Below are 19,772 nucleotides of genomic sequence, written 5' to 3' on the forward strand. Positions count from 1 at the left end.
TGTAAAGGATGGCGAAGTATACCCGAGCGTCTTCGCGGGGGGATCGCTATAATCGGCGGCTTTTGTTCATGAGTGCGGGGTGTGGGATGCGCGATCGACTGTTGGCTGCGGAGAAGGTGAAGGCCATCGATTGGCGAGATGGCGCCCTGTATCTGCTGGATCAGCGTATTTTGCCGTTCGAGGAAACCTGGATTGCCTACACCAGTGCAGCTGGGGTGGCCGAGGCTATTCGCTCGATGGTGGTGCGCGGCGCGCCGGCCATCGGTATCAGTGCGGCCTATGGCATTGTGCTCGCGGCCCGCGCCAGGATTGCCGAGGGTGGCGACTGGTACGCGGCGCTGGAGGAAGATTTCGCGCTACTGGCCGATTCCCGTCCTACCGCAGTCAATCTGTTCTGGGCTCTGGGGCGCATGCACGATCGGCTCGATCGCTTGAAAGAGAACGCCGATCCGCTGGCGGCGCTGGAGGCTGAGGCCATCGCCATTCATGAAAGTGATCGCGAAGCTAACCTCACAATGGCTCAACTGGGTGTGGATTTGATTCGCAAGCACCAAGGCAATGCCCAGGCGATCCTGACCCACTGCAATACCGGTGCATTGGCCACGGGTGGCTTCGGAACGGCGCTGGGGGTTATCCGAGCGGCCTTCCTTGAAGGCATGGTCGAGCGTGTTTACGCCGACGAAACCCGTCCCTGGCTGCAGGGTTCACGACTGACGGCCTGGGAGCTGGCGAACGAAGGCGTTCCGGTGACCCTCAATGCCGACTCTGCGGCGGCGCACATCATGCGAACCAAGGGCATTACCTGGGTGATCGTGGGGGCGGACCGGATCACTGCCAATGGCGATGTGGCGAACAAGATCGGCACCTATCAATTGGCCGTCAATGCGATGCACCACGGTGTGCGTTTCATGGTGGTAGCACCGAGTTCGACCATCGACATGAACCTGGCCAGTGGTGACGACATTCCGATCGAGGAGCGTGATGGTCGCGAGTTGCTGGAGGTCGGCGGCAAGCGGGTCGGCGCAGAGGTTGATGCGTTCAACCCGGTGTTCGACGTGACGCCGGCGGATTTGATTGATGCCATCGTCACGGAAAAAGGCGTTGTCGAGCGCCCTGATGCGGCAAAAATGGCGCAGTTGATGTGCCGCAAACGTCTGCATTGACGGTTTTTCCTGTCTGAAAAATCGCTTTCGCGAGCAGGCTTGCTCCCACAGTATTCGAGGCGTGACCGAAATTGTCGGCACAACGAAGATCCACTGTAGGAGCGAGCCTGCTCGCGAATAGGTCCTGAAACTCAGTAAATCAGCCAGAATCAGACCTGTTTTCTACATTCAATCCGGCTCTAAGCCCCTCACGTCCCCTTCAAGCCTGTCATCGGTCAACTAACTATGCTCCATGCGCATCTGGGGGATAGGTGCGTGGCGGCTCTTGTGATAACATCCGGCGGTTTCCAGGGTTGTCCGGCGTGGCGACCTTTACTGCGCAGATCCATGGCATAACTCGTTGATTTGTCGTAAGTCGGTGCATGGCACTCAGCCTGCAACGGCGAGCTTCGTTCTTCCCATATGGATGTGACGGAGTTTCACCAGAAAAAGGAATCAGGCTTCTCATGGGCGAACTGGCCAAAGAAATCCTCCCGGTCAATATCGAAGACGAGCTGAAGCAGTCCTACCTCGACTACGCGATGAGCGTAATTGTCGGTCGGGCACTGCCGGATGCGCGCGATGGCTTGAAGCCCGTGCACCGGCGAGTGCTGTTCGCGATGAGCGAGCTGGGTAACGACTTCAACAAGCCGTACAAGAAATCTGCCCGTGTTGTCGGTGACGTGATCGGTAAGTATCACCCGCACGGTGATACCGCGGTGTATGACACCATCGTTCGGATGGCGCAGCCTTTCTCGCTGCGCTACCTGCTGGTAGACGGTCAGGGCAACTTCGGTTCGGTGGACGGCGACAACGCCGCGGCCATGCGATACACCGAAGTGCGCATGACCAAGCTGGCACACGAGCTGCTGGCAGACCTGCACAAGGAAACCGTGGACTGGGTGCCGAACTACGACGGCACCGAATTGATCCCCGCGGTCATGCCAACCCGTATTCCCAACCTGTTGGTCAACGGCTCTAGCGGCATCGCCGTGGGCATGGCGACCAACATCCCGCCGCACAACCTCGGTGAAGTCATCGACGGTTGCCTGGCACTCATCGACAACCCCGAGTTGACTGTCGATGAGCTGATGCAGTACATCCCCGGTCCGGACTTCCCGACGGCGGCGATCATCAACGGTCGCGCTGGCATCATCGAGGCCTATCGCACCGGTCGCGGGCGCATTTACATGCGCGCACGCTCGATCATCGAAGACATCGACAAAGTCGGTGGTCGTCAGCAGATCGTCATCACCGAACTCCCTTACCAGCTGAACAAGGCCCGTCTGATCGAGAAGATTGCCGAGCTGGTAAAAGAGAAGAAGCTCGAAGGCATCACCGAACTGCGCGACGAGTCCGACAAAGACGGTATGCGCGTCGTGATCGAACTGCGTCGCGGCGAAGTGCCTGAGGTCATCCTCAACAACCTTTACGCCCAGACCCAGCTGCAAAGCGTGTTCGGCATCAACATCGTCGCGCTGATCGACGGCCGTCCGCGGATCCTGAACCTCAAGGACCTGCTGGAAGCCTTCGTTCGTCACCGTCGCGAAGTGGTGACCCGCCGCACCGTGTTCGAACTGCGCAAGGCGCGTGAGCGTGGTCATATCCTCGAAGGCCAGGCGGTTGCCCTGTCGAACATCGATCCGGTCATCGCCCTGATCAAGGCCTCGCCAACGCCTTCGGAAGCCAAGGAAGCGCTGGTCAGCACCCCTTGGGAGTCCTCTGCCGTGGTGGCGATGGTCGAACGTGCCGGTGCCGACTCGTGCCGTCCGGAAAACCTCGATCCGCAATACGGTCTGCGCGACGGCAAGTACTTCCTGTCGCCAGAGCAGGCGCAAGCCATTCTGGAGCTGCGTCTGCACCGTCTGACCGGCCTGGAGCACGAAAAGCTGCTGGCCGAGTATCAAGAGATTCTCAACCAGATCGGCGAGCTGATCCGCATCCTCAACAGCGCCACGCGCCTGATGGAAGTGATCCGCGAAGAGCTGGAAGTGATTCGCGCCGAATACGGCGATGTACGTCGCACCGAAATCCTCGACGCCCGTCTCGACCTGACCCTGGGCGACATGATTCCGGAAGAGGATCGCGTCGTGACCATTTCCCACGGTGGCTATGCCAAGACCCAGCCATTGGCTGCGTACCAGGCCCAGCGTCGTGGCGGTAAAGGCAAGTCGGCCACCGGCGTCAAGGATGAGGACTACATCGCTCACCTGTTGGTCGCCAACAGCCACACCACGCTGCTGCTGTTTTCCAGCAAGGGCAAGGTGTACTGGCTGAAGACTTATGAAATCCCTGAGGCTTCCCGTGCGGCCCGTGGTCGTCCGCTGGTCAACCTGCTGCCGCTGGATGATGGTGAATACATCACCACCATGCTGCCGGTCGAGGAGTACACCGAAGGTCACTACATCTTCATGGCCACCGCCAACGGCACCGTGAAGAAGACCCCGCTGGAATCCTTCAGCCGTCAGCGCAGCGTTGGTCTGATCGCGCTGGAGCTGGACGAAGGCGACGTGCTGATTTCCGCAGCCATCACCGATGGCGAGCGTGAAGTCATGCTGTTCTCCGATGGTGGCAAGGTGACTCGCTTCAAGGAATCCGACGTCCGCGCCATGGGTCGTACCGCCCGCGGTGTTCGCGGCATGCGCCTGCCGGAAGGGCAGAAGCTGATTTCCATGCTGATCCCGGAAGAAGGCAGCCAGATTCTCACCGCTTCCGAGCGTGGTTTCGGCAAGCGTACGGCGATCACCGAGTTCCCTGAGTACAAGCGTGGCGGCCAGGGCGTTATCGCCATGGTCAGCAACGAGCGTAACGGCCGGCTGGTCGGCGCGGTTCAGGTCCTCGACGGCGAGGAGATCATGCTGATTTCCGACCAGGGCACGCTAGTACGTACCCGTGTCGACGAAGTTTCCAGCCTGGGTCGTAACACCCAGGGCGTGACCCTGATCAAGCTTGCCAAGGATGAAACCCTGGTCGGCCTTGAGCGGGTGCAGGAACCGTCGGAAGTCGAGGGTGAAGACTTTGAAGGTGAAGAAGAGGGTGCGGTGTTCGAAGGTGAAGTCGTGATCGACGACGCCGTGGAAGACCAGCAACTCGACGCCGCCGCTGACGAAGAACCACAAGAGTAAGTGGACCTGAGGGGGCGAATGAAAATTCGCCCCCTTGTTGTTTGTCCATACTGAAATATCGATACCCATGGAGACCCCTTGTGGGAGCGAGCCTGCTCGCGATGCAGGCGCCACGGTACCTCTGACGCACCGCGGTGATGCAATCGCGAGCAGGCTCGCTCCCACAAATATGCAGTTTCAGCAGGGGACCTGTATCGATTGATGATGCGATTTACCGCGTGTTACTACCAAATCAGAGCGAGATTGGATGTGAGCAAGAGAGCCTATAACTTCTGCGCTGGCCCTGCGGCGCTTCCCGAAGCTGTCCTGCAGCGCGCCCAGAGTGAACTCCTTGACTGGCACGGCAAGGGCCTGTCGGTCATGGAAATGAGCCATCGCAGCGATGAGTTCGTGTCCATTGCCACCAAGGCAGAGCAAGATCTGCGTGATCTGCTGGATATTCCCTCGAACTACAAGGTCCTGTTCCTGCAAGGCGGTGCCAGTCAACAGTTCGCCCAGATCCCGCTCAATCTGCTACCGGAAAATGGCTCGGCCGACTATATCGACACCGGTATCTGGTCGCAGAAAGCCATCGAAGAGGCCTCGCGCTACGGCCACGTCAACGTTGCCGCGACTGCCAAGCCTTACGACTATTTCGCCATTCCCGGTCAGAACGAGTGGAAGCTGTCGAAGGACGCGGCCTACGTTCACTACGCGCCGAACGAAACCATTGGCGGCCTGGAGTTCCAGTGGGTCCCGGAAACCGGTGACGTTCCGCTGGTGGCCGACATGTCCTCGGACATTCTCTCGCGTCCGATCGATGTCTCGCGCTTCGGCATGATCTACGCCGGTGCCCAAAAGAACATTGGTCCGAGCGGCATCGTCGTGAACATTGTTCGCGAAGACCTGCTCGGCAAGGCCCGCTCCCTGTGCCCGACCATGCTCAACTACAAGGTCGCGGCCGACAACGGCTCCATGTACAACACTCCACCAACCCTGGCCTGGTACCTGTCCGGTCTGGTGTTCGAGTGGCTCAAGGAACAGGGCGGCGTTGAAGCCATCGCCAAATTGAACGACGAGAAGCAGCGCACGCTGTACGAATTCATCGACGCCAGCGGCCTCTACAGCAACCCGATCAACAAGTCGGACCGCTCGTGGATGAACGTGCCGTTCCGCCTGGCGGACGACCGTCTGGACAAGCCGTTCCTGGCTGGCGCCGACGAACGTGGCCTGCTGAACCTCAAGGGGCACCGCTCCGTGGGCGGCATGCGCGCCTCCATCTATAACGCCGTCGACATCAATGCGGTCAACGCGCTGGTGGCGTACATGGCAGAGTTCGAGAAGGAACACGGCTAATGTCTGAGCAAGAACTCAAGGCACTGCGCCTGCGCATTGATGCCCTGGACGAAAAAGTCCTGGAGCTGATCAGTGAGCGTGCGCGCTGCGCCCAGGAAGTCGCGCGAGTAAAGATGGCCTCGCTGGCCGAAGGCGAAGTGCCGGTGTTCTATCGTCCCGAGCGCGAAGCTCAGGTGCTCAAGCGAGTCATGGAGCGCAACCAGGGGCCGTTGGGCAATGAGGAAATGGCGCGGCTCTTCCGCGAAATCATGTCTTCGTGCCTGGCGCTCGAGCAGCCGCTGAAAGTGGCCTATCTCGGTCCTGAGGGTACATTTACCCAGGCTGCGGCCATGAAACACTTTGGTCATGCCGTGATCAGCAAGCCGATGGCGGCGATCGATGAAGTGTTCCGTGAAGTGGCGGCCGGTGCGGTGAACTTCGGCGTGGTGCCGGTGGAAAACTCCACTGAAGGCGCGGTCAACCACACCCTCGACAGCTTCCTGGAACACGACATGGTGATCTGTGGTGAAGTCGAGCTGCGTATTCACCACCATTTGCTGGTCGGTGAAAACACCAAGACCGACAGCATCAGTCGCATCTATTCCCATGCCCAATCCCTGGCCCAGTGCCGCAAGTGGCTGGACGCCCATTACCCGAATGTTGAGCGCGTGGCGGTGTCCAGCAACGCCGAAGCGGCCAAGCGGGTTAAAGGGGAGTGGAACTCGGCGGCGATCGCCGGCGACATGGCGGCCGGCTTGTACGGGCTGACCCGACTGGCCGAGAAAATCGAGGACCGTCCGGATAACTCCACGCGCTTCCTCATGATCGGCAATCAGGAAGTCCCGCCGACTGGCGACGACAAGACCTCGATCATCGTCTCGATGAGCAATAAGCCGGGTGCGCTTCACGAGTTGCTGGTGCCATTCCACGATAACGGCATCGACCTGACGCGAATCGAGACCCGTCCGTCGCGCAGCGGTAAATGGACCTACGTGTTCTTCATCGATTTTGTCGGCCACCACCGCGATCCGCTGGTAAAAGGTGTGCTGGAAAAAATCAGTCAGGAAGCAGTAGCACTCAAAGTGCTGGGTTCCTACCCGAAAGCAGTTCTTTAAGGGGCGGTAGCAAATGAGTGGCAACTTCCTCGCTCTGGCACAGCCGGGCGTGCAACAACTTTCGCCTTATGTACCGGGCAAACCCGTGGACGAACTGGCTCGTGAGCTGGATCTGGATCCAGCCAGCATCGTCAAGTTGGCGAGCAACGAAAACCCTTTGGGTGCCAGTCCGAAAGCCTTGGCAGCCATTCGTGACGCGCTGGCCGAGCTGACCCGTTATCCGGATGGCAACGGCTTCGCGCTCAAGTCTCTGTTGGCTGAACAATGCCGCGTCGAGATTGATCAGGTGACTTTGGGCAACGGCTCCAACGACATCCTTGAGCTGGTTGCGCGCGCGTATCTGGCCCCGGGCCTTAACGCGGTGTTCAGCGAGCACGCGTTTGCGGTCTATCCGATTGCGACCCAGGCGGTCGGTGCCCAGGCCAAGGTTGTTCCTGCCAAGGATTGGGGGCATGACCTCCCAGCCATGCTGGCGGCCATCGACGCCAACACCCGTGTTGTCTTCATCGCCAACCCGAACAACCCGACCGGGACCTGGTTCGACGCCGAGGCGCTGGACGAATTCCTGCAGGACGTACCGGAACACGTCCTGGTCGTGCTGGACGAGGCCTACATCGAGTACGCCGAAGGCAGCGACCTGCCAGACGGTCTGGACTTCCTCGCGGCGTACCCGAATCTGCTGGTTTCGCGCACGTTCTCCAAGGCTTATGGTCTCGCGTCGTTGCGGGTCGGTTACGGTCTGTCCACCCCGGTAGTTGCCGATGTACTGAATCGTGTGCGTCAGCCGTTCAACGTCAACAGCCTCGCCTTGGCCGCTGCTTGCGCGGCGTTGAAGGATGAAGAGTACCTGGCTGAAAGCCGCCGTCTGAACGAAGCCGGTATGCAGCAGCTCGAAGCAGGGTTCCGCGAGCTCGGCTTGAGCTGGATTCCGTCCAAGGGCAACTTCATCTGTGTGGATATCGGGCGCGAAGCGGCTCCGATTTTCCAGGGTTTGCTGCGAGAAGGCGTGATCGTGCGTCCGGTGGCCAACTATGGCATGCCGAACCACCTGCGTATCACCATTGGCTTGCCAGCGGAAAACAGCCGCTTCCTTGAGGCGCTGACCAAGGTCCTGGCTCGTGGTTGATGTCACTTCACTGCAATCCGCCGAACCTATGATCGGACGCCTGGTGGTGGTCGGTCTGGGGTTGATCGGCGGTTCGTTTGCCAAGGGTTTGCGTGAAAGCGGCTTGTGCCGCGAAGTGGTCGGGGTCGATCTCGATTCGCAGTCGCGCAAACTGGCGGTTGAATTGGGTGTGGTGGATCGCTGCGAGGAGGACCTGGTTGCTGCTTGTCAGGGAGCGGACGTCATTCAGTTGGCCGTGCCTATCCTCGCGATGGAAAAAGTGCTTGCGCGACTGGCAGGCATGGATCTGGGCGGCGCGATCCTGACGGATGTAGGCAGCGCCAAGGGCAATGTCGTGCGTGCCGCTACCGAGGCTTTTGGCGGTATGCCGTCGAGTTTTGTGCCTGGGCATCCGATCGCCGGCTCCGAGCAGAGTGGGGTAGAAGCTTCCAATGCCGAGCTGTTTCGTCGTCATAAAGTGATTCTGACGCCGCTGGAACAGACCGATCCGGCAGCCCTGGCAATGGTTGACCGTTTGTGGCGCGCATTGGGTGCCGATGTCGAGCACATGCAGGTCGAGCGTCACGATGAAGTACTGGCGGCGACCAGCCATTTACCGCACTTGTTGGCGTTTGGCTTGGTCGACTCGCTGGCCAAGCGTAATGAAAACCTTGAGATCTTCCGTTACGCTGCGGGCGGTTTCCGCGATTTCACGAGAATCGCCGGAAGCGACCCGGTGATGTGGCACGACATCTTTCTTGCAAACCGCGAAGCTGTCCTGCGCACACTGGATACATTTCGCACCGACCTCGATGCCTTGCGCGACGCGGTCGATGCAGGGGATGGGCACCAATTGTTGGGCGTTTTCACTCGCGCCCGGGTTGCCCGCGAGCATTTCAGTAAAATCCTGGCCCGCAGGGCCTATGTGGACGCTATGAATTCCAACGATCTGATTTTCCTGGCTCAACCTGGTGGCCGCCTGTCCGGTCGGATTCGCGTACCGGGTGACAAATCTATTTCCCACCGTTCGATCATGCTCGGCTCCCTGGCTGAAGGCGTTACCGAAGTCGAGGGTTTCCTTGAGGGCGAAGACGCCCTGGCAACGCTTCAGGCTTTCCGTGACATGGGTGTCGTGATCGAAGGTCCGCACCATGGCCGTGTGACCATTCATGGTGTTGGTCTGCATGGTTTGAAACCGGCTCCGGGCCCGATCTATCTGGGTAACTCGGGTACTTCGATGCGCCTGCTTTCCGGCCTGCTGGCTGCGCAGAGCTTCGATAGCACCCTGACTGGCGACGCTTCGCTGTCCAAACGTCCGATGAATCGCGTGGCCAATCCGCTGCGGGAAATGGGTGCCGTGATCGAAACAGCTGCGGATGGCCGTCCGCCAATGACCATTCGTGGTGGACACAAGTTGAAGGGCTTGACCTACACGATGCCAATGGCCAGTGCTCAGGTGAAGTCCTGCCTGCTGTTGGCGGGGTTGTATGCCGATGGCAAGACTACCGTGACCGAGCCTGCGCCGACTCGTGACCATACCGAGCGCATGCTGCGCGGTTTCGGTTACCCGGTTACCGTCAATGGTGCGACCGCATCGGTCGAGTCCGGCAACAAGTTGACCGCAACCCACATCGAAGTGCCTGGCGATATCTCCTCGTCGGCGTTCTTCCTGGTGGCTGCGTCGATTGCCGAAGGTTCGGAGCTGGTGCTCGAGCACGTCGGCATTAACCCGACTCGCACCGGGGTGATCGACATCCTGCGTCTGATGGGCGCCGATATCACTCTGGAAAACCAGCGTGAAGTGGGTGGCGAGCCAGTAGCTGACCTGCGCGTGCGTGCAGCTAAACTCAAAGGTATCGAGATTCCGGAAGAGCTGGTGCCATTAGCCATCGACGAGTTCCCGGTGCTGTTCGTGGCAGCGGCGTGTGCCGAAGGGCGCACCGTGCTGACTGGTGCAGAAGAGTTGCGGGTCAAAGAGTCGGACCGTATTCAGGTTATGGCTGATGGTCTGCTGGCGCTGGGCGTCAAGTGCGAGCCGACGCCAGACGGGATCATCATCGACGGCGGCCAGATTGGTGGTGGCGAAGTGCACGGTCATGGCGATCATCGGATTTCCATGGCGTTCAGCGTTGCCTCGCTGCGTGCCAGTGCGCCGATCCGCATCCATGATTGTGCCAACGTCGCGACGTCTTTCCCCAACTTCCTCGCGCTGTGCGCCCAGGTTGGCATCCGCGTTGCCCAAGAGGCTCAGTCGTGAAAAACATTGCGCCAGTCATCACCATTGATGGGCCTAGCGGCTCCGGCAAGGGTACGGTCGCCGGGATCCTGGCCAAGCGCCTGGGCTGGAATCTGCTGGATTCCGGTGCGCTTTACCGCTTGCTGGCGTTCGCTGCACAGAACCATGGCGTCGACCTGACCAACGAAGAACTGCTGAAAAAACTTGCCGCTCATCTGGATGTGCAATTCATCGCGGCGACGGAAGGTCAGTTGCAGCGCATCATCCTGGAAGGTGATGAAGTCAGCGATGTGATTCGCACGGAAAGCATCGGCGCCGGTGCCTCCCAGGTGGCTGCGCTGCCGGCTGTACGTGAGGCGCTGCTGCAGCGTCAGCGCGCATTTCAGGAAGCCCCTGGTCTGGTAGCTGATGGTCGCGACATGGGGACGGTCGTTTTTCCGGATGCGCCGCTGAAGATTTTCCTCACGGCCAGTGCCGAGGAGCGCGCCCGCCGTCGATACTTGCAGTTGAAGGGCAAAGTCGATGGTGTTAGTCTGTCGAGTCTGCTAGATGAGATACGTGCACGCGATGAGCGTGACACCCAGCGAGCGGTAGCCCCGCTCAAGCCGGCGGCTGACGCCATACAGCTGGATTCCACGGAATTATCCATCGATCAGGTGCTGGAACGCATCATGAGCGAGATCGCCATTCGCGATATCGCCGGGTGACCAAGAGGGCCGCAGGGGACCAGTCATAGTCCTGCAGCGCTTCTTTTAAATGAAACCAACCCACATCGTCTGGGATGTGGAGATGGGCGTATTTCTCGCCCTCATCAACAGGAATTAAAATGAGCGAAAGCTTTGCGGAACTCTTTGAAGAAAGCCTGAAAACCCTGAACCTTCAGGCAGGCTCCATCATCACCGGTGTCATCGTTGATATCGATTACCAAGCTCGCTGGGTAACCGTTCACGCTGGCCTGAAGTCTGAAGCACTCATCCCGCTTGAGCAGTTCTACACCGACGCTGGTGAACTGAACATCAACGTTGGCGATGAAGTTCACGTTGCTCTGGACTCGGTTGAAGATGGCTTCGGTGAGACCAAGCTGTCCCGTGAAAAAGCCAAGCGTGCTGAATGCTGGATCGTTCTGGAAGCAGCCTTCGCAGCCGAAGAAGTGGTCAAGGGCGTTATCAACGGTAAGGTTAAAGGCGGCTTCACTGTCGACGTTAACGGCATCCGTGCGTTCCTGCCAGGTTCTCTGGTTGACGTCCGTCCAGTGCGCGACACCACGCACCTGGAAGGCAAAGAGCTGGAATTCAAGGTCATCAAACTCGACCAGAAGCGCAACAACGTTGTCGTTTCCCGTCGCAGCGTCCTGGAAGCCGAGAACTCCGCCGAGCGTGAAGCTCTGCTGGAATCCCTGCAGGAAGGCCAGCAAGTCAAAGGTATCGTCAAGAACCTCACCGATTACGGCGCATTCGTCGATCTGGGTGGCGTCGATGGCCTGCTGCACATCACCGACATGGCTTGGAAACGCATCAAGCATCCTTCCGAAATCGTCAATGTTGGCGACGAGATCGATGTCAAGGTTCTGAAGTACGATCGCGAGCGCAATCGTGTTTCCCTGGGCCTGAAGCAACTGGGCGAAGATCCATGGGTTGCTATCAAAGCCCGTTACCCAGAAAGCACTCGCGTTACCGCTCGTGTAACCAACCTGACCGACTACGGCTGCTTCGCTGAGCTGGAAGAAGGCGTTGAAGGTCTGGTACACGTTTCCGAAATGGACTGGACCAACAAGAACATCCATCCTTCGAAAGTCGTACAAGTCGGCGACGAAGTGGAAGTTATGGTTCTGGACATCGACGAAGAGCGTCGTCGTATCTCCCTGGGCATCAAGCAGTGCAAGTCGAACCCATGGGAAGACTTCTCTGGCCAGTTCAACAAGGGCGACAAAATCTCCGGCACCATCAAGTCGATCACCGATTTCGGTATCTTCATTGGTCTGGACGGCGGCATCGACGGTCTGGTTCACCTGTCCGACATCTCCTGGAACGAAGTGGGCGAAGAAGCCGTACGCCGCTTCAAGAAGGGCGACGAGCTGGACACCGTTATCCTGTCGGTTGACCCAGAGCGTGAGCGTATCTCCCTGGGTATCAAGCAGCTGGAAAGCGATCCGTTCTCCGAGTACGTCTCGGTTAACGACAAAGGCGCCATCGTTAAAGGCACTGTGAAAGAAGTTGACGCCAAAGGCGCCATCATCACTCTGGCCGACGATATCGAAGCGACTCTGAAAGCCTCCGAAATCAGCCGTGACCGCGTTGAAGACGCGCGTAACGTCCTGAAAGAAGGCGAAGAAGTAGAAGCCAAGATCATCAGCGTTGACCGCAAGAGCCGTGTAATCCAGCTCTCGATCAAGTCGAAAGACGTTGAAGACGAGAAAGAAGCCATCCAGAGCCTGCGCGACAAGCCAGTAGCTTCGGATGCTCCAGTAGCCACCACCCTGGGTGACCTGCTGCGTGCTGCACAAGCGGAAAAACAGAACTAAGTTCTGGGTTTCTGTAAAAAAAAGGGCGACTTTGGTCGCCCTTTTTTGTGTCTGAAATTTGACAGTTGCTCCTTAAGTTCTTGCTTTGGGTAGTGAGTTTTCATCAGTCGCCTTCACGCTGGAGCTCTCTCCCCGAAACCAATACACCCTTGAAGTTGTCTCTTTTCTCAGCGGGATCAATCGTTTATTTGCAGCTAAGCTATCCCTCAAGTGAACAGCGCGCCAGGCCGGTACAGCCGGCATAGGGATGTGAATGAGCAAGTTCATCATCGTAGTAGTATTTCTAATGCTGGCGGGTTGTACCACAAATGCCAGGACGCACGCAGTGCGGGGCGTCAGTGGAATCGAGGTTGATTGTTCTGGCTTGGGGTCCGGATGGGAGCGGTGTCAAAAGCGAGCAGCAAAGGAGTGCAAGGGGGCGGGTTACAAGGTTGTGGTGAGATCCGATGATGCAAAGGAAGAGGACTATTTTCCTTTCGGCTTCAATCCTGCGGGGTATTTTACTCGCAGTATGTTGGTAATTTGTAGATGAGGGTGTGGGTGCTGAGCAATGTAGGTGAGTTTGAGCCCAGAGATTGCGCGGTGCGCAGGGGTATGGCAAAACTCGGACTGTTCAAATCCATCCGGGCATGCTAAAACCGTCGAAGCGATTTTCCTAGCTGCTTGAAAAAGAAGGGAAAAATATGACGAAGTCGGAGTTGATCGAACGAATTGTCACCCATCAAGGGCTGCTTTCATCAAAGGATGTGGAGCTGGCCATCAAGACCATGCTTGAGCAAATGTCCCAATGTCTGGCCACGGGTGATCGTATCGAGATTCGTGGTTTTGGCAGCTTCTCCCTGCACTATCGCGCACCGCGCGTAGGTCGCAATCCAAAAACCGGTCAGTCCGTTAGTCTTGATGGTAAGTTCGTTCCGCATTTCAAGCCAGGTAAAGAACTGCGTGATCGTGTGAACGAGGATGAAGAGGAGGGGCTTTGACGTTCACTGCCATTCAAGGAATTGCTAATGCGTAATCTCAAACGTGTAATGCTGGCGGTATCAGTATTGTTGCTAATGTTGGTGATCTTGGTGTTTGTTCTCGAAAATCAGCAAACGGTTACGCTCCTTTTCCTTGGGTGGGCTGGTCCACAGTTGCCGGTGTCATTGGTGATAGTGATTGCGCTGTTATTTGGTATGATCATCAGCCCTATTATTTGTTGGTTTTTGGGGCGTAAGTCCAACGCCTTTCGTTCGCGACTTGATTGAGCGTGCGTCGCTGCTTGTCCATATCCCTTGACTGAGCCAAGATAAAGCCTTTAATGCTGCTTAAGTTGCAGAGTATTTTTCGGGTTGCTTTAGTTTTGACCACTGCACGCTAGCAATGAGTGCTGTCAATCTCCTATGTATGAGGGGGGCGTGGAAGCTCTAGGCACTGGCGGCACAGGCTTTATCGGTTGGGCAGTCATTCGTCATTTCTTTCCAGTATGACGACTTTGTTATCAAACTCGCTGAATTGACTTGCGTTATTGAGTCTGTGACTGGAATTAGGCTAACTTCGCGCTGTGTTTTCGAGTGTGTCGATATCTACGATTTTTAGCAGGTGGTTGGAGTAAATATTTAATAGGCCCCTATCTTGCATAGACAATAACAAAAATACTCAAGGGAAGCTTTGAATTGATAAATTATTGAGCGCTAAGAAAAAGTCCGAATTTTGGAAATGGTATGAAGGGTAGGGTTAAGTGAAAAAAACTCGGGTGCTTGTTACAGGTGCAAGCGGGTTCGTTGGAAGTGCTCTAGTGGCGAAGCTTCTGGCCAGTGAAGCCTTCCTCCCTGTTTGCGCGCTGCGCAACCTAGGGAGCTTTCCCTGTGAGCAGGTTCTTTTTGATCTGGAGAGTGGGCCTTTAATAGGGACATTGCAGGGCGTTGATACGATTGTGCATACCGCGGCGAGGGTTCATGTAATGGGCGCCGCGGGCTCAAATCAACTGGACGTGTTCCGACAGACTAATGTCGAGGGGACTTTAAAGTTGGCGCGCTGTGCGGTGCAGGCCGGCGTGAGGCGTTTTATTTTCATCAGTTCTGTAAAGGTTAACGGTGAGCGTACTAGTCCAGGAAAACCATTCACGCCTTTCGATCAGCCTGCCCCGGTAGATGCTTACGGAATTTCGAAGTCGGAAGCGGAAGTAGCGTTGAGTGCATTATCCGCAGATAGCGGGCTGGAAGTGGTAATTATCCGTCCGCCGTTGGTCTACGGTCCTGGCGTAAAGGCAAACTTTCAAACGATGCTTGATTGGGTACATTCCAGAATTCCATTACCATTCGGATCCATAAAAAATCAGCGCAGTCTCGTTGCTTTGGATAACTTGCTGGATCTGATTGTTCATTGTGTTGATCATCCAGCGGCACCCGGAAAAGTCTTTCTGGTCAGTGATGGCGAGGATTTGTCCACGACTCAATTGCTCAAGCGAGTGTCACGATCAATGGGGATGCGTTCTGTGTTGGTGCCCGTTCCCCAGTACCTTTTAGTCATGTGTTTGAATTTTCTGGGCAGGCGAGCGCTTGCCACGCGCTTGTGCGGGTCATTGCAGGTAGACATCAGTCAGACGCGTGAACTGTTGGGGTGGGCGCCGCCGATAAGTTGTCAGCAGGCTCTTGATGATGTAGCAAAATATTTTCTGGAAACAAAAAAGAAATGAATTCGCTATTGCTGGTTGGAGTATTCCTGGCGTCATTGCTGTTGACAAATACCCTGAGGCGCTATGCCTTGAAAAACAAGCTCATGGATGTGCCCAATGCGCGTAGTTCACACAGTACTCCAACCCCTAGGGGGGGCGGTGTCGCGATCGTTATTTCATTTTTGGCAGCGTTGTCGGTGTATGCGCTGACCGGAATCGTGCCTCAAGAGCAGTACGTCGGCTTGTTCGGCGCGGGTGCAGTGGTCGCCATTATTGGATTTGCCGACGATCATGGTCACATTGCCGCGCGCTGGCGTTTACTCGGACATTTTGTAGCAGCGAGCTGGATGCTGTTTTGTTTCGGTGGGCTCGGACCGGTAGATGTGTTCGGGATTACTGTCGATCTTGGAGGGGGCGGTGCGATTCTGGCTGCGATTTATCTTGTCTGGGTACTTAATCTTTACAATTTCATGGATGGTATCGACGGCATCGCCGGGGCTGTAGCGATCTGTATCACCATAGCCGGAGCCTGCCTCTATTGGGTTTGCGGGTTTACTCGTGAAGTGTGGACACCTTTACTTCTCGCAAGTGCCTGCGCCGGTTTTCTTGTCTGGAATTTTCCACCGGCCAAAATTTTCATGGGCGATGCGGGTAGTGGTTTTCTCGGGATAATACTGGGCGGCATGGCACTTCAGGCTGGCTGGGTAGAGCCACAACTTTTGTGGAGTTGGATAATTCTGATGGGGGTTTTCATCGTTGATGCCACCTACACCATGCTGCATCGGTTGATTCGCGGAGAGAAAATCTATGAGGCCCATCGCAGTCATGCCTACCAATATGCCTCGCGCCAACATCTCAGTCACAAGAAGGTGACGGTGGCGGTCATTTTGATCAATGTCATTTGGTTGACACCCTTGGCCTTTTGGGTGGGGGTTGGGGGGCTGGATGGCGTGAGTGGTCTTTTTCTTGCCTATCTGCCTTTGATTGTTCTCGCACTCAGATACAACGCTGGCAAAGCAGAAGCCTGAGCGAGAGCAGCTGGTTTGGGTGCTTCTGTGCGATGTGCTGCAGTGGGTGCTAATCCCGTGTGACATGGTGTGTTGCGCGAGTGGCAAGCTGTCGCCCAGCTCTCAAAGATAGAAAATTGTATGGTAAACTTCGTTGGTTTTTATAAGTTGATGGCATAAGGCCAGTGGCTGGCGAGGATTCACTTCGTGAAGGGTCAGCAGCATCGATGCCGATATGGTTTTATGTTTGTATTTGGCAGTGCCTCTTTATAGGCGTACTAAACCTGAAGCGCATTTTCTGGGCTGCATGGATGAACGGTGGGTTCCTGGTTGGCGTTCCCAAGGCGTGTTGGCCTGAGTTTTGGTACATCTGAAGCCGGATCGATTGTTTGCACCAGAGATGTCGAAAAAGGGGCCCTGTCTCGCATTGAGTGGAGATTCGCGATAAGCCGTCCCTTGGAAGCCGCGCATCACGACGTCCAACTTGAGTAGGACCCGGGTCACGAACAGCGTTTCGGGCTTGGGAAGTGAGGAGTAAGGAAATGAAAGTTTTGGTGTTGGGTGTTTCCGGAATGCTGGGTAATGCAGTCTACCGAGTGTTGTCCGCTAACCCCGATCTTAGGGTTTTTGGTACGGCTCGAAGCGAAGGCGCCCGCAAGTTTTTTTCACCGGCGTTGACCGAGAACATCGTACTGGGCGTAGACGTCGAAAGTCAGGACTCTCTTATCAAGGCTTTCGGTACGGTCCGTCCCGATGTCGTGATCAACTGCGTAGGGTTGGTCAAGCAACTGTCTGATGCCAACGACCCGTTGATGGCCGTGCCAATCAATACTTTGCTCCCGCATCGTCTGGCGGCATTGTGTAAGGCCAGTGGTGCCCGATTGGTGCATGTCAGTACCGATTGTGTCTTCTCCGGAAAGAAGGGAGGCTATCTCGAATCCGATTTTCCGGATGCCTACGATCTCTATGGTCGCTCCAAGTTGCTGGGTGAGGTCGATTACCCACACGCGATAACGTTGCGCACATCGATCATCGGTCGTGAATTGTCCGGTGCTCGAAGTCTTGTCGGCTGGTTCCTTGCGCAGCAAGGAAAAGTTGACGGTTTTACCAGAGCAGTATTCTCCGGTCTACCGACAATGGAGTTGGCGCGAGTGATCAACGAGTACGTACTGCCACGACCGCACTTGCACGGCTTGTACCACGTAGCCGCCAAACCGATTAATAAGTACGACTTGTTAAAGCTTGTAGCGAACACTTATGGGAAAGACACGGAAATTGTCCCTTCCGATAGGCTGACAATTGATCGTTCGTTGAATGCAGACCGTTTTAAGGAGGCGACAGGCTACGTTGCCCCGGAGTGGCCTGTATTGATCAAAAACATGCATGACTTCAATTAAGCGCAAGGTTTAGATAATGTTTGATAATAAGATACTGATGATTACCGGTGGCACTGGCTCATTCGGTAATGCTGTTCTTAACCGTTTTTTGAAAACCGACGTAAAAGAAATCCGCATTTTCAGTCGTGACGAAAAAAAACAAGAGGACATGCGGATTGCTTTAAACAATCCAAAGCTCAAGTTTTACATTGGCGACGTTCGCGACTACAGCAGCATTCGCGATGCGATGAAAGGCGTTGATTATGTTTTCCACGCGGCAGCGTTGAAGCAGGTCCCATCGTGCGAGTTTTACCCGATGGAGGCCGTGCGCACCAACGTACTCGGTGCTGATAACGTCATGCAGGCAGCGATCGAGAACAAGGTCGACCGCGTTATCGTGCTCAGCACGGACAAGGCCGTTTATCCGATCAACGCCATGGGCATCTCCAAGGCGATGATGGAAAAACTCATGGTCGCCAAGGCGCGTATGCAGTCGGAAGGCGAAACTGTTTTCTGCGCTACACGTTACGGCAACGTCATGGCTTCCCGCGGCTCGGTTATTCCGCTGTTCATCGAGCAATTGCGTGATGGTAAGGCCATCACCATCACCGACCCGACGATGACGCGTTTCCTGATGTCCCTGGAAGACTCCGTTGATCTGGTGCTGCACGCATTCGAGCATGGTCGCCAGGGAGATATCTTCGTTCAGAAAGCACCTGCATCGACCATCGAAGTGCTCGCCCAGGCTCTAAAAGAGCTATTCCAGAAGGACAATGAGATCCGAGTTATCGGCACACGGCATGGTGAAAAACTGTTCGAGTCACTGGTTGCGCGTGAGGAACTGGCTAAAGCGGAAGACATGGGTCAGTACTACCGCGTGCCTGCTGACAATCGCGATCTGAACTACGCAAAATTCGTGGTCGAAGGCGAACCTGAGATTTCTACTTTCGAAGATTACACTTCCCACAATACCGAACGCTTGGATGTTGAGGGCGTGAAGAAGTTGCTGTTGAAGCTTTCCTACATTCAGGAGCAACTTAATGCTTAAGGTAATGACGATTGTCGGGACGCGTCCTGAATTGATCAAGATGTCGCGTGTCATCGCTGAATTCGATACGCACACTAATCATATCCTCGTGCACACTGGGCAAAACTTCGACTATGAGTTGAACCAGGTATTTTTCGACGATCTGGATATCCGCAAACCGGATTACTTTCTCGGAGCTGTCGGAAGTAATGCCGCGCAAACCATCGCGCGAGTCATCGAGAAAGCCGATGAAGTACTGGAGGCCGAGAAGCCTGACGCCCTGATGCTCTATGGCGACACCAACTCTTGCCTGTCCGTCATCGCTGCAAAGCGCAGAAAAATCCCCGTCTTCCACATGGAAGCCGGTAATCGCTGTTTCGACCAGCGCGTCCCGGAAGAACTGAACCGTAAGGTTCTCGACCATTTGAGCGACATCAATCTGGTGTTGACCGAGCACGCTCGTCGCTATCTTCTCGACGAAGGCATTCCGCCGGACCGCATCATCAAGTCGGGTTCTCACATGGAAGAAGTGCTTGAGCACTTCATGCCAAAGATCGAGGGCTCGAAAATCCTCGATAAGCTGGAGCTTGAGTCGAAGAAGTTCTTTGTCGTCAGTACTCACCGGGAAGAAAACGTCGACACACCGGCTAACCTGCAGGACCTCCTAGATACGTTACAAGCGCTGGTTAAGACATACGATATGCCGGTTATTGTTTCCACTCACCCGCGCACTCGCCAGCGTCTGGAAGCCTTGGGCCTCGACGGCCTGGATTCGCGAATCCAATTCCTCAAGCCGTTTGGTTTCTTTGACTACATCAAGTTGCAGAAGGAAGCGTTCTGTATCCTGTCCGACAGCGGCACCATCACTGAAGAAGCTTCGCTGCTTGGCTTGACCGCTGTGACGATCCGCAACGCCCATGAGCGTCCGGAAGGTATGGACCAGGGTACGCTGATCATGAGCGGCCTGAAATCTGAACGGGTTCTGGATGCCGTGCGTATAGTGACCAGCCAGGATCAGGCCGGTGTTGCGCGTCGTGTGGTTCCGGATTACGAAGGTGGGTTAGTATCGCAGAAAGTGCTACGGATTGTTTTGAGTTATTTAGATTTTATCAATCGGACTGTCTGGTCCAAGTAATCCGAATTTCGCG

Annotated in this window: 16 protein-coding genes; all 16 read left to right on the forward strand. The window is 56.0% G+C overall.

Translation table 11 applies throughout. The features are described from left to right. Window positions 1–86: 86 nt before the first annotated feature. Window positions 87–1,163 (forward strand): S-methyl-5-thioribose-1-phosphate isomerase, encoded by a 1,077-nt coding sequence (gene mtnA, locus DKY63_RS27830; protein WP_110967060.1) that lies wholly within the window; start codon window positions 87–89, stop codon window positions 1,161–1,163. 446 nt (window positions 1,164–1,609) lie between these two features. Further along, window positions 1,610–4,267, forward strand: a complete 2,658-nt coding sequence (gene gyrA / locus DKY63_RS27835; RefSeq protein ID WP_110967061.1) for a DNA gyrase subunit A — start codon at window positions 1,610–1,612, stop codon at window positions 4,265–4,267. 249 nt (window positions 4,268–4,516) lie between these two features. Next, complete coding sequence (serC, locus tag DKY63_RS27840) at window positions 4,517–5,602, forward strand: 3-phosphoserine/phosphohydroxythreonine transaminase (RefSeq protein ID WP_110967062.1); 1,086 nt, start codon at window positions 4,517–4,519, stop codon at window positions 5,600–5,602. Next, the gene (gene pheA, locus DKY63_RS27845) at window positions 5,602–6,696 is read left to right on the forward strand and encodes a prephenate dehydratase (protein WP_007939916.1); all 1,095 of its coding nucleotides are present in this window, start codon (window positions 5,602–5,604) and stop codon (window positions 6,694–6,696) included. The genes serC and pheA overlap by 1 nt, the downstream gene beginning before the upstream one ends. 13 nt (window positions 6,697–6,709) lie before the next feature. Further along, window positions 6,710–7,822, forward strand: a complete 1,113-nt coding sequence (hisC, locus tag DKY63_RS27850) for a histidinol-phosphate transaminase (RefSeq protein WP_110967063.1) — start codon at window positions 6,710–6,712, stop codon at window positions 7,820–7,822. A gap of 28 nt (window positions 7,823–7,850) precedes the next feature. Beyond that, entirely contained in the window at window positions 7,851–10,058 is a 2,208-nt protein-coding gene (locus DKY63_RS27855; protein WP_239499424.1) for a bifunctional prephenate dehydrogenase/3-phosphoshikimate 1-carboxyvinyltransferase, read from the forward strand. Further along, window positions 10,055–10,744, forward strand: a complete 690-nt coding sequence (gene cmk, locus DKY63_RS27860; protein ID WP_110967065.1) for a (d)CMP kinase — start codon at window positions 10,055–10,057, stop codon at window positions 10,742–10,744. The genes DKY63_RS27855 and cmk overlap by 4 nt, the downstream gene beginning before the upstream one ends. A gap of 119 nt (window positions 10,745–10,863) precedes the next feature. Continuing rightward, complete coding sequence (rpsA, locus tag DKY63_RS27865) at window positions 10,864–12,558, forward strand: 30S ribosomal protein S1 (RefSeq protein ID WP_110967066.1); 1,695 nt, start codon at window positions 10,864–10,866, stop codon at window positions 12,556–12,558. Between the two features lie 253 nt (window positions 12,559–12,811). Next, complete coding sequence (locus tag DKY63_RS32755) at window positions 12,812–13,090, forward strand: hypothetical protein (protein WP_110967067.1); 279 nt, start codon at window positions 12,812–12,814, stop codon at window positions 13,088–13,090. A 151-nt stretch (window positions 13,091–13,241) separates the two neighbouring features. After that, on the forward strand, window positions 13,242–13,538 hold the full coding sequence (gene ihfB, locus DKY63_RS27875) for an integration host factor subunit beta (protein ID WP_003369729.1): 297 nt from the start codon (window positions 13,242–13,244) through the stop codon (window positions 13,536–13,538). Between the two features lie 27 nt (window positions 13,539–13,565). After that, window positions 13,566–13,805, forward strand: coding sequence for a LapA family protein (locus tag DKY63_RS27880; protein ID WP_110967068.1), 240 nt, complete (start codon window positions 13,566–13,568; stop codon window positions 13,803–13,805). 488 nt (window positions 13,806–14,293) lie between these two features. Further along, the gene (locus DKY63_RS27885) at window positions 14,294–15,235 is read left to right on the forward strand and encodes a UDP-glucose 4-epimerase family protein (protein WP_343327512.1); all 942 of its coding nucleotides are present in this window, start codon (window positions 14,294–14,296) and stop codon (window positions 15,233–15,235) included. After that, entirely contained in the window at window positions 15,232–16,242 is a 1,011-nt protein-coding gene (locus DKY63_RS27890) for an MraY family glycosyltransferase (protein ID WP_110967070.1), read from the forward strand. Before DKY63_RS27885 ends, DKY63_RS27890 begins: the two co-directional genes overlap by 4 nt. Window positions 16,243–16,763: 521 nt before the next feature. Continuing rightward, window positions 16,764–17,618: a dTDP-4-dehydrorhamnose reductase family protein gene (locus DKY63_RS27895; protein WP_110967071.1), complete on the forward strand. Its 855-nt coding sequence runs from the start codon at window positions 16,764–16,766 to the stop codon at window positions 17,616–17,618. Window positions 17,619–17,634: 16 nt separating this feature from the next. Then, window positions 17,635–18,645: a polysaccharide biosynthesis protein gene (locus tag DKY63_RS27900; RefSeq protein ID WP_110967072.1), complete on the forward strand. Its 1,011-nt coding sequence runs from the start codon at window positions 17,635–17,637 to the stop codon at window positions 18,643–18,645. Continuing rightward, complete coding sequence (wecB, locus tag DKY63_RS27905; RefSeq protein WP_110967073.1) at window positions 18,638–19,759, forward strand: non-hydrolyzing UDP-N-acetylglucosamine 2-epimerase; 1,122 nt, start codon at window positions 18,638–18,640, stop codon at window positions 19,757–19,759. The genes DKY63_RS27900 and wecB overlap by 8 nt, the downstream gene beginning before the upstream one ends. The last annotated feature ends 13 nt before the right edge of the window (window positions 19,760–19,772 follow it).

Source organism: Pseudomonas putida (assembly GCF_003228315.1).
In the GTDB taxonomy this organism is placed as follows: Bacteria; Pseudomonadota; Gammaproteobacteria; order Pseudomonadales; family Pseudomonadaceae; genus Aquipseudomonas; species Aquipseudomonas putida_S.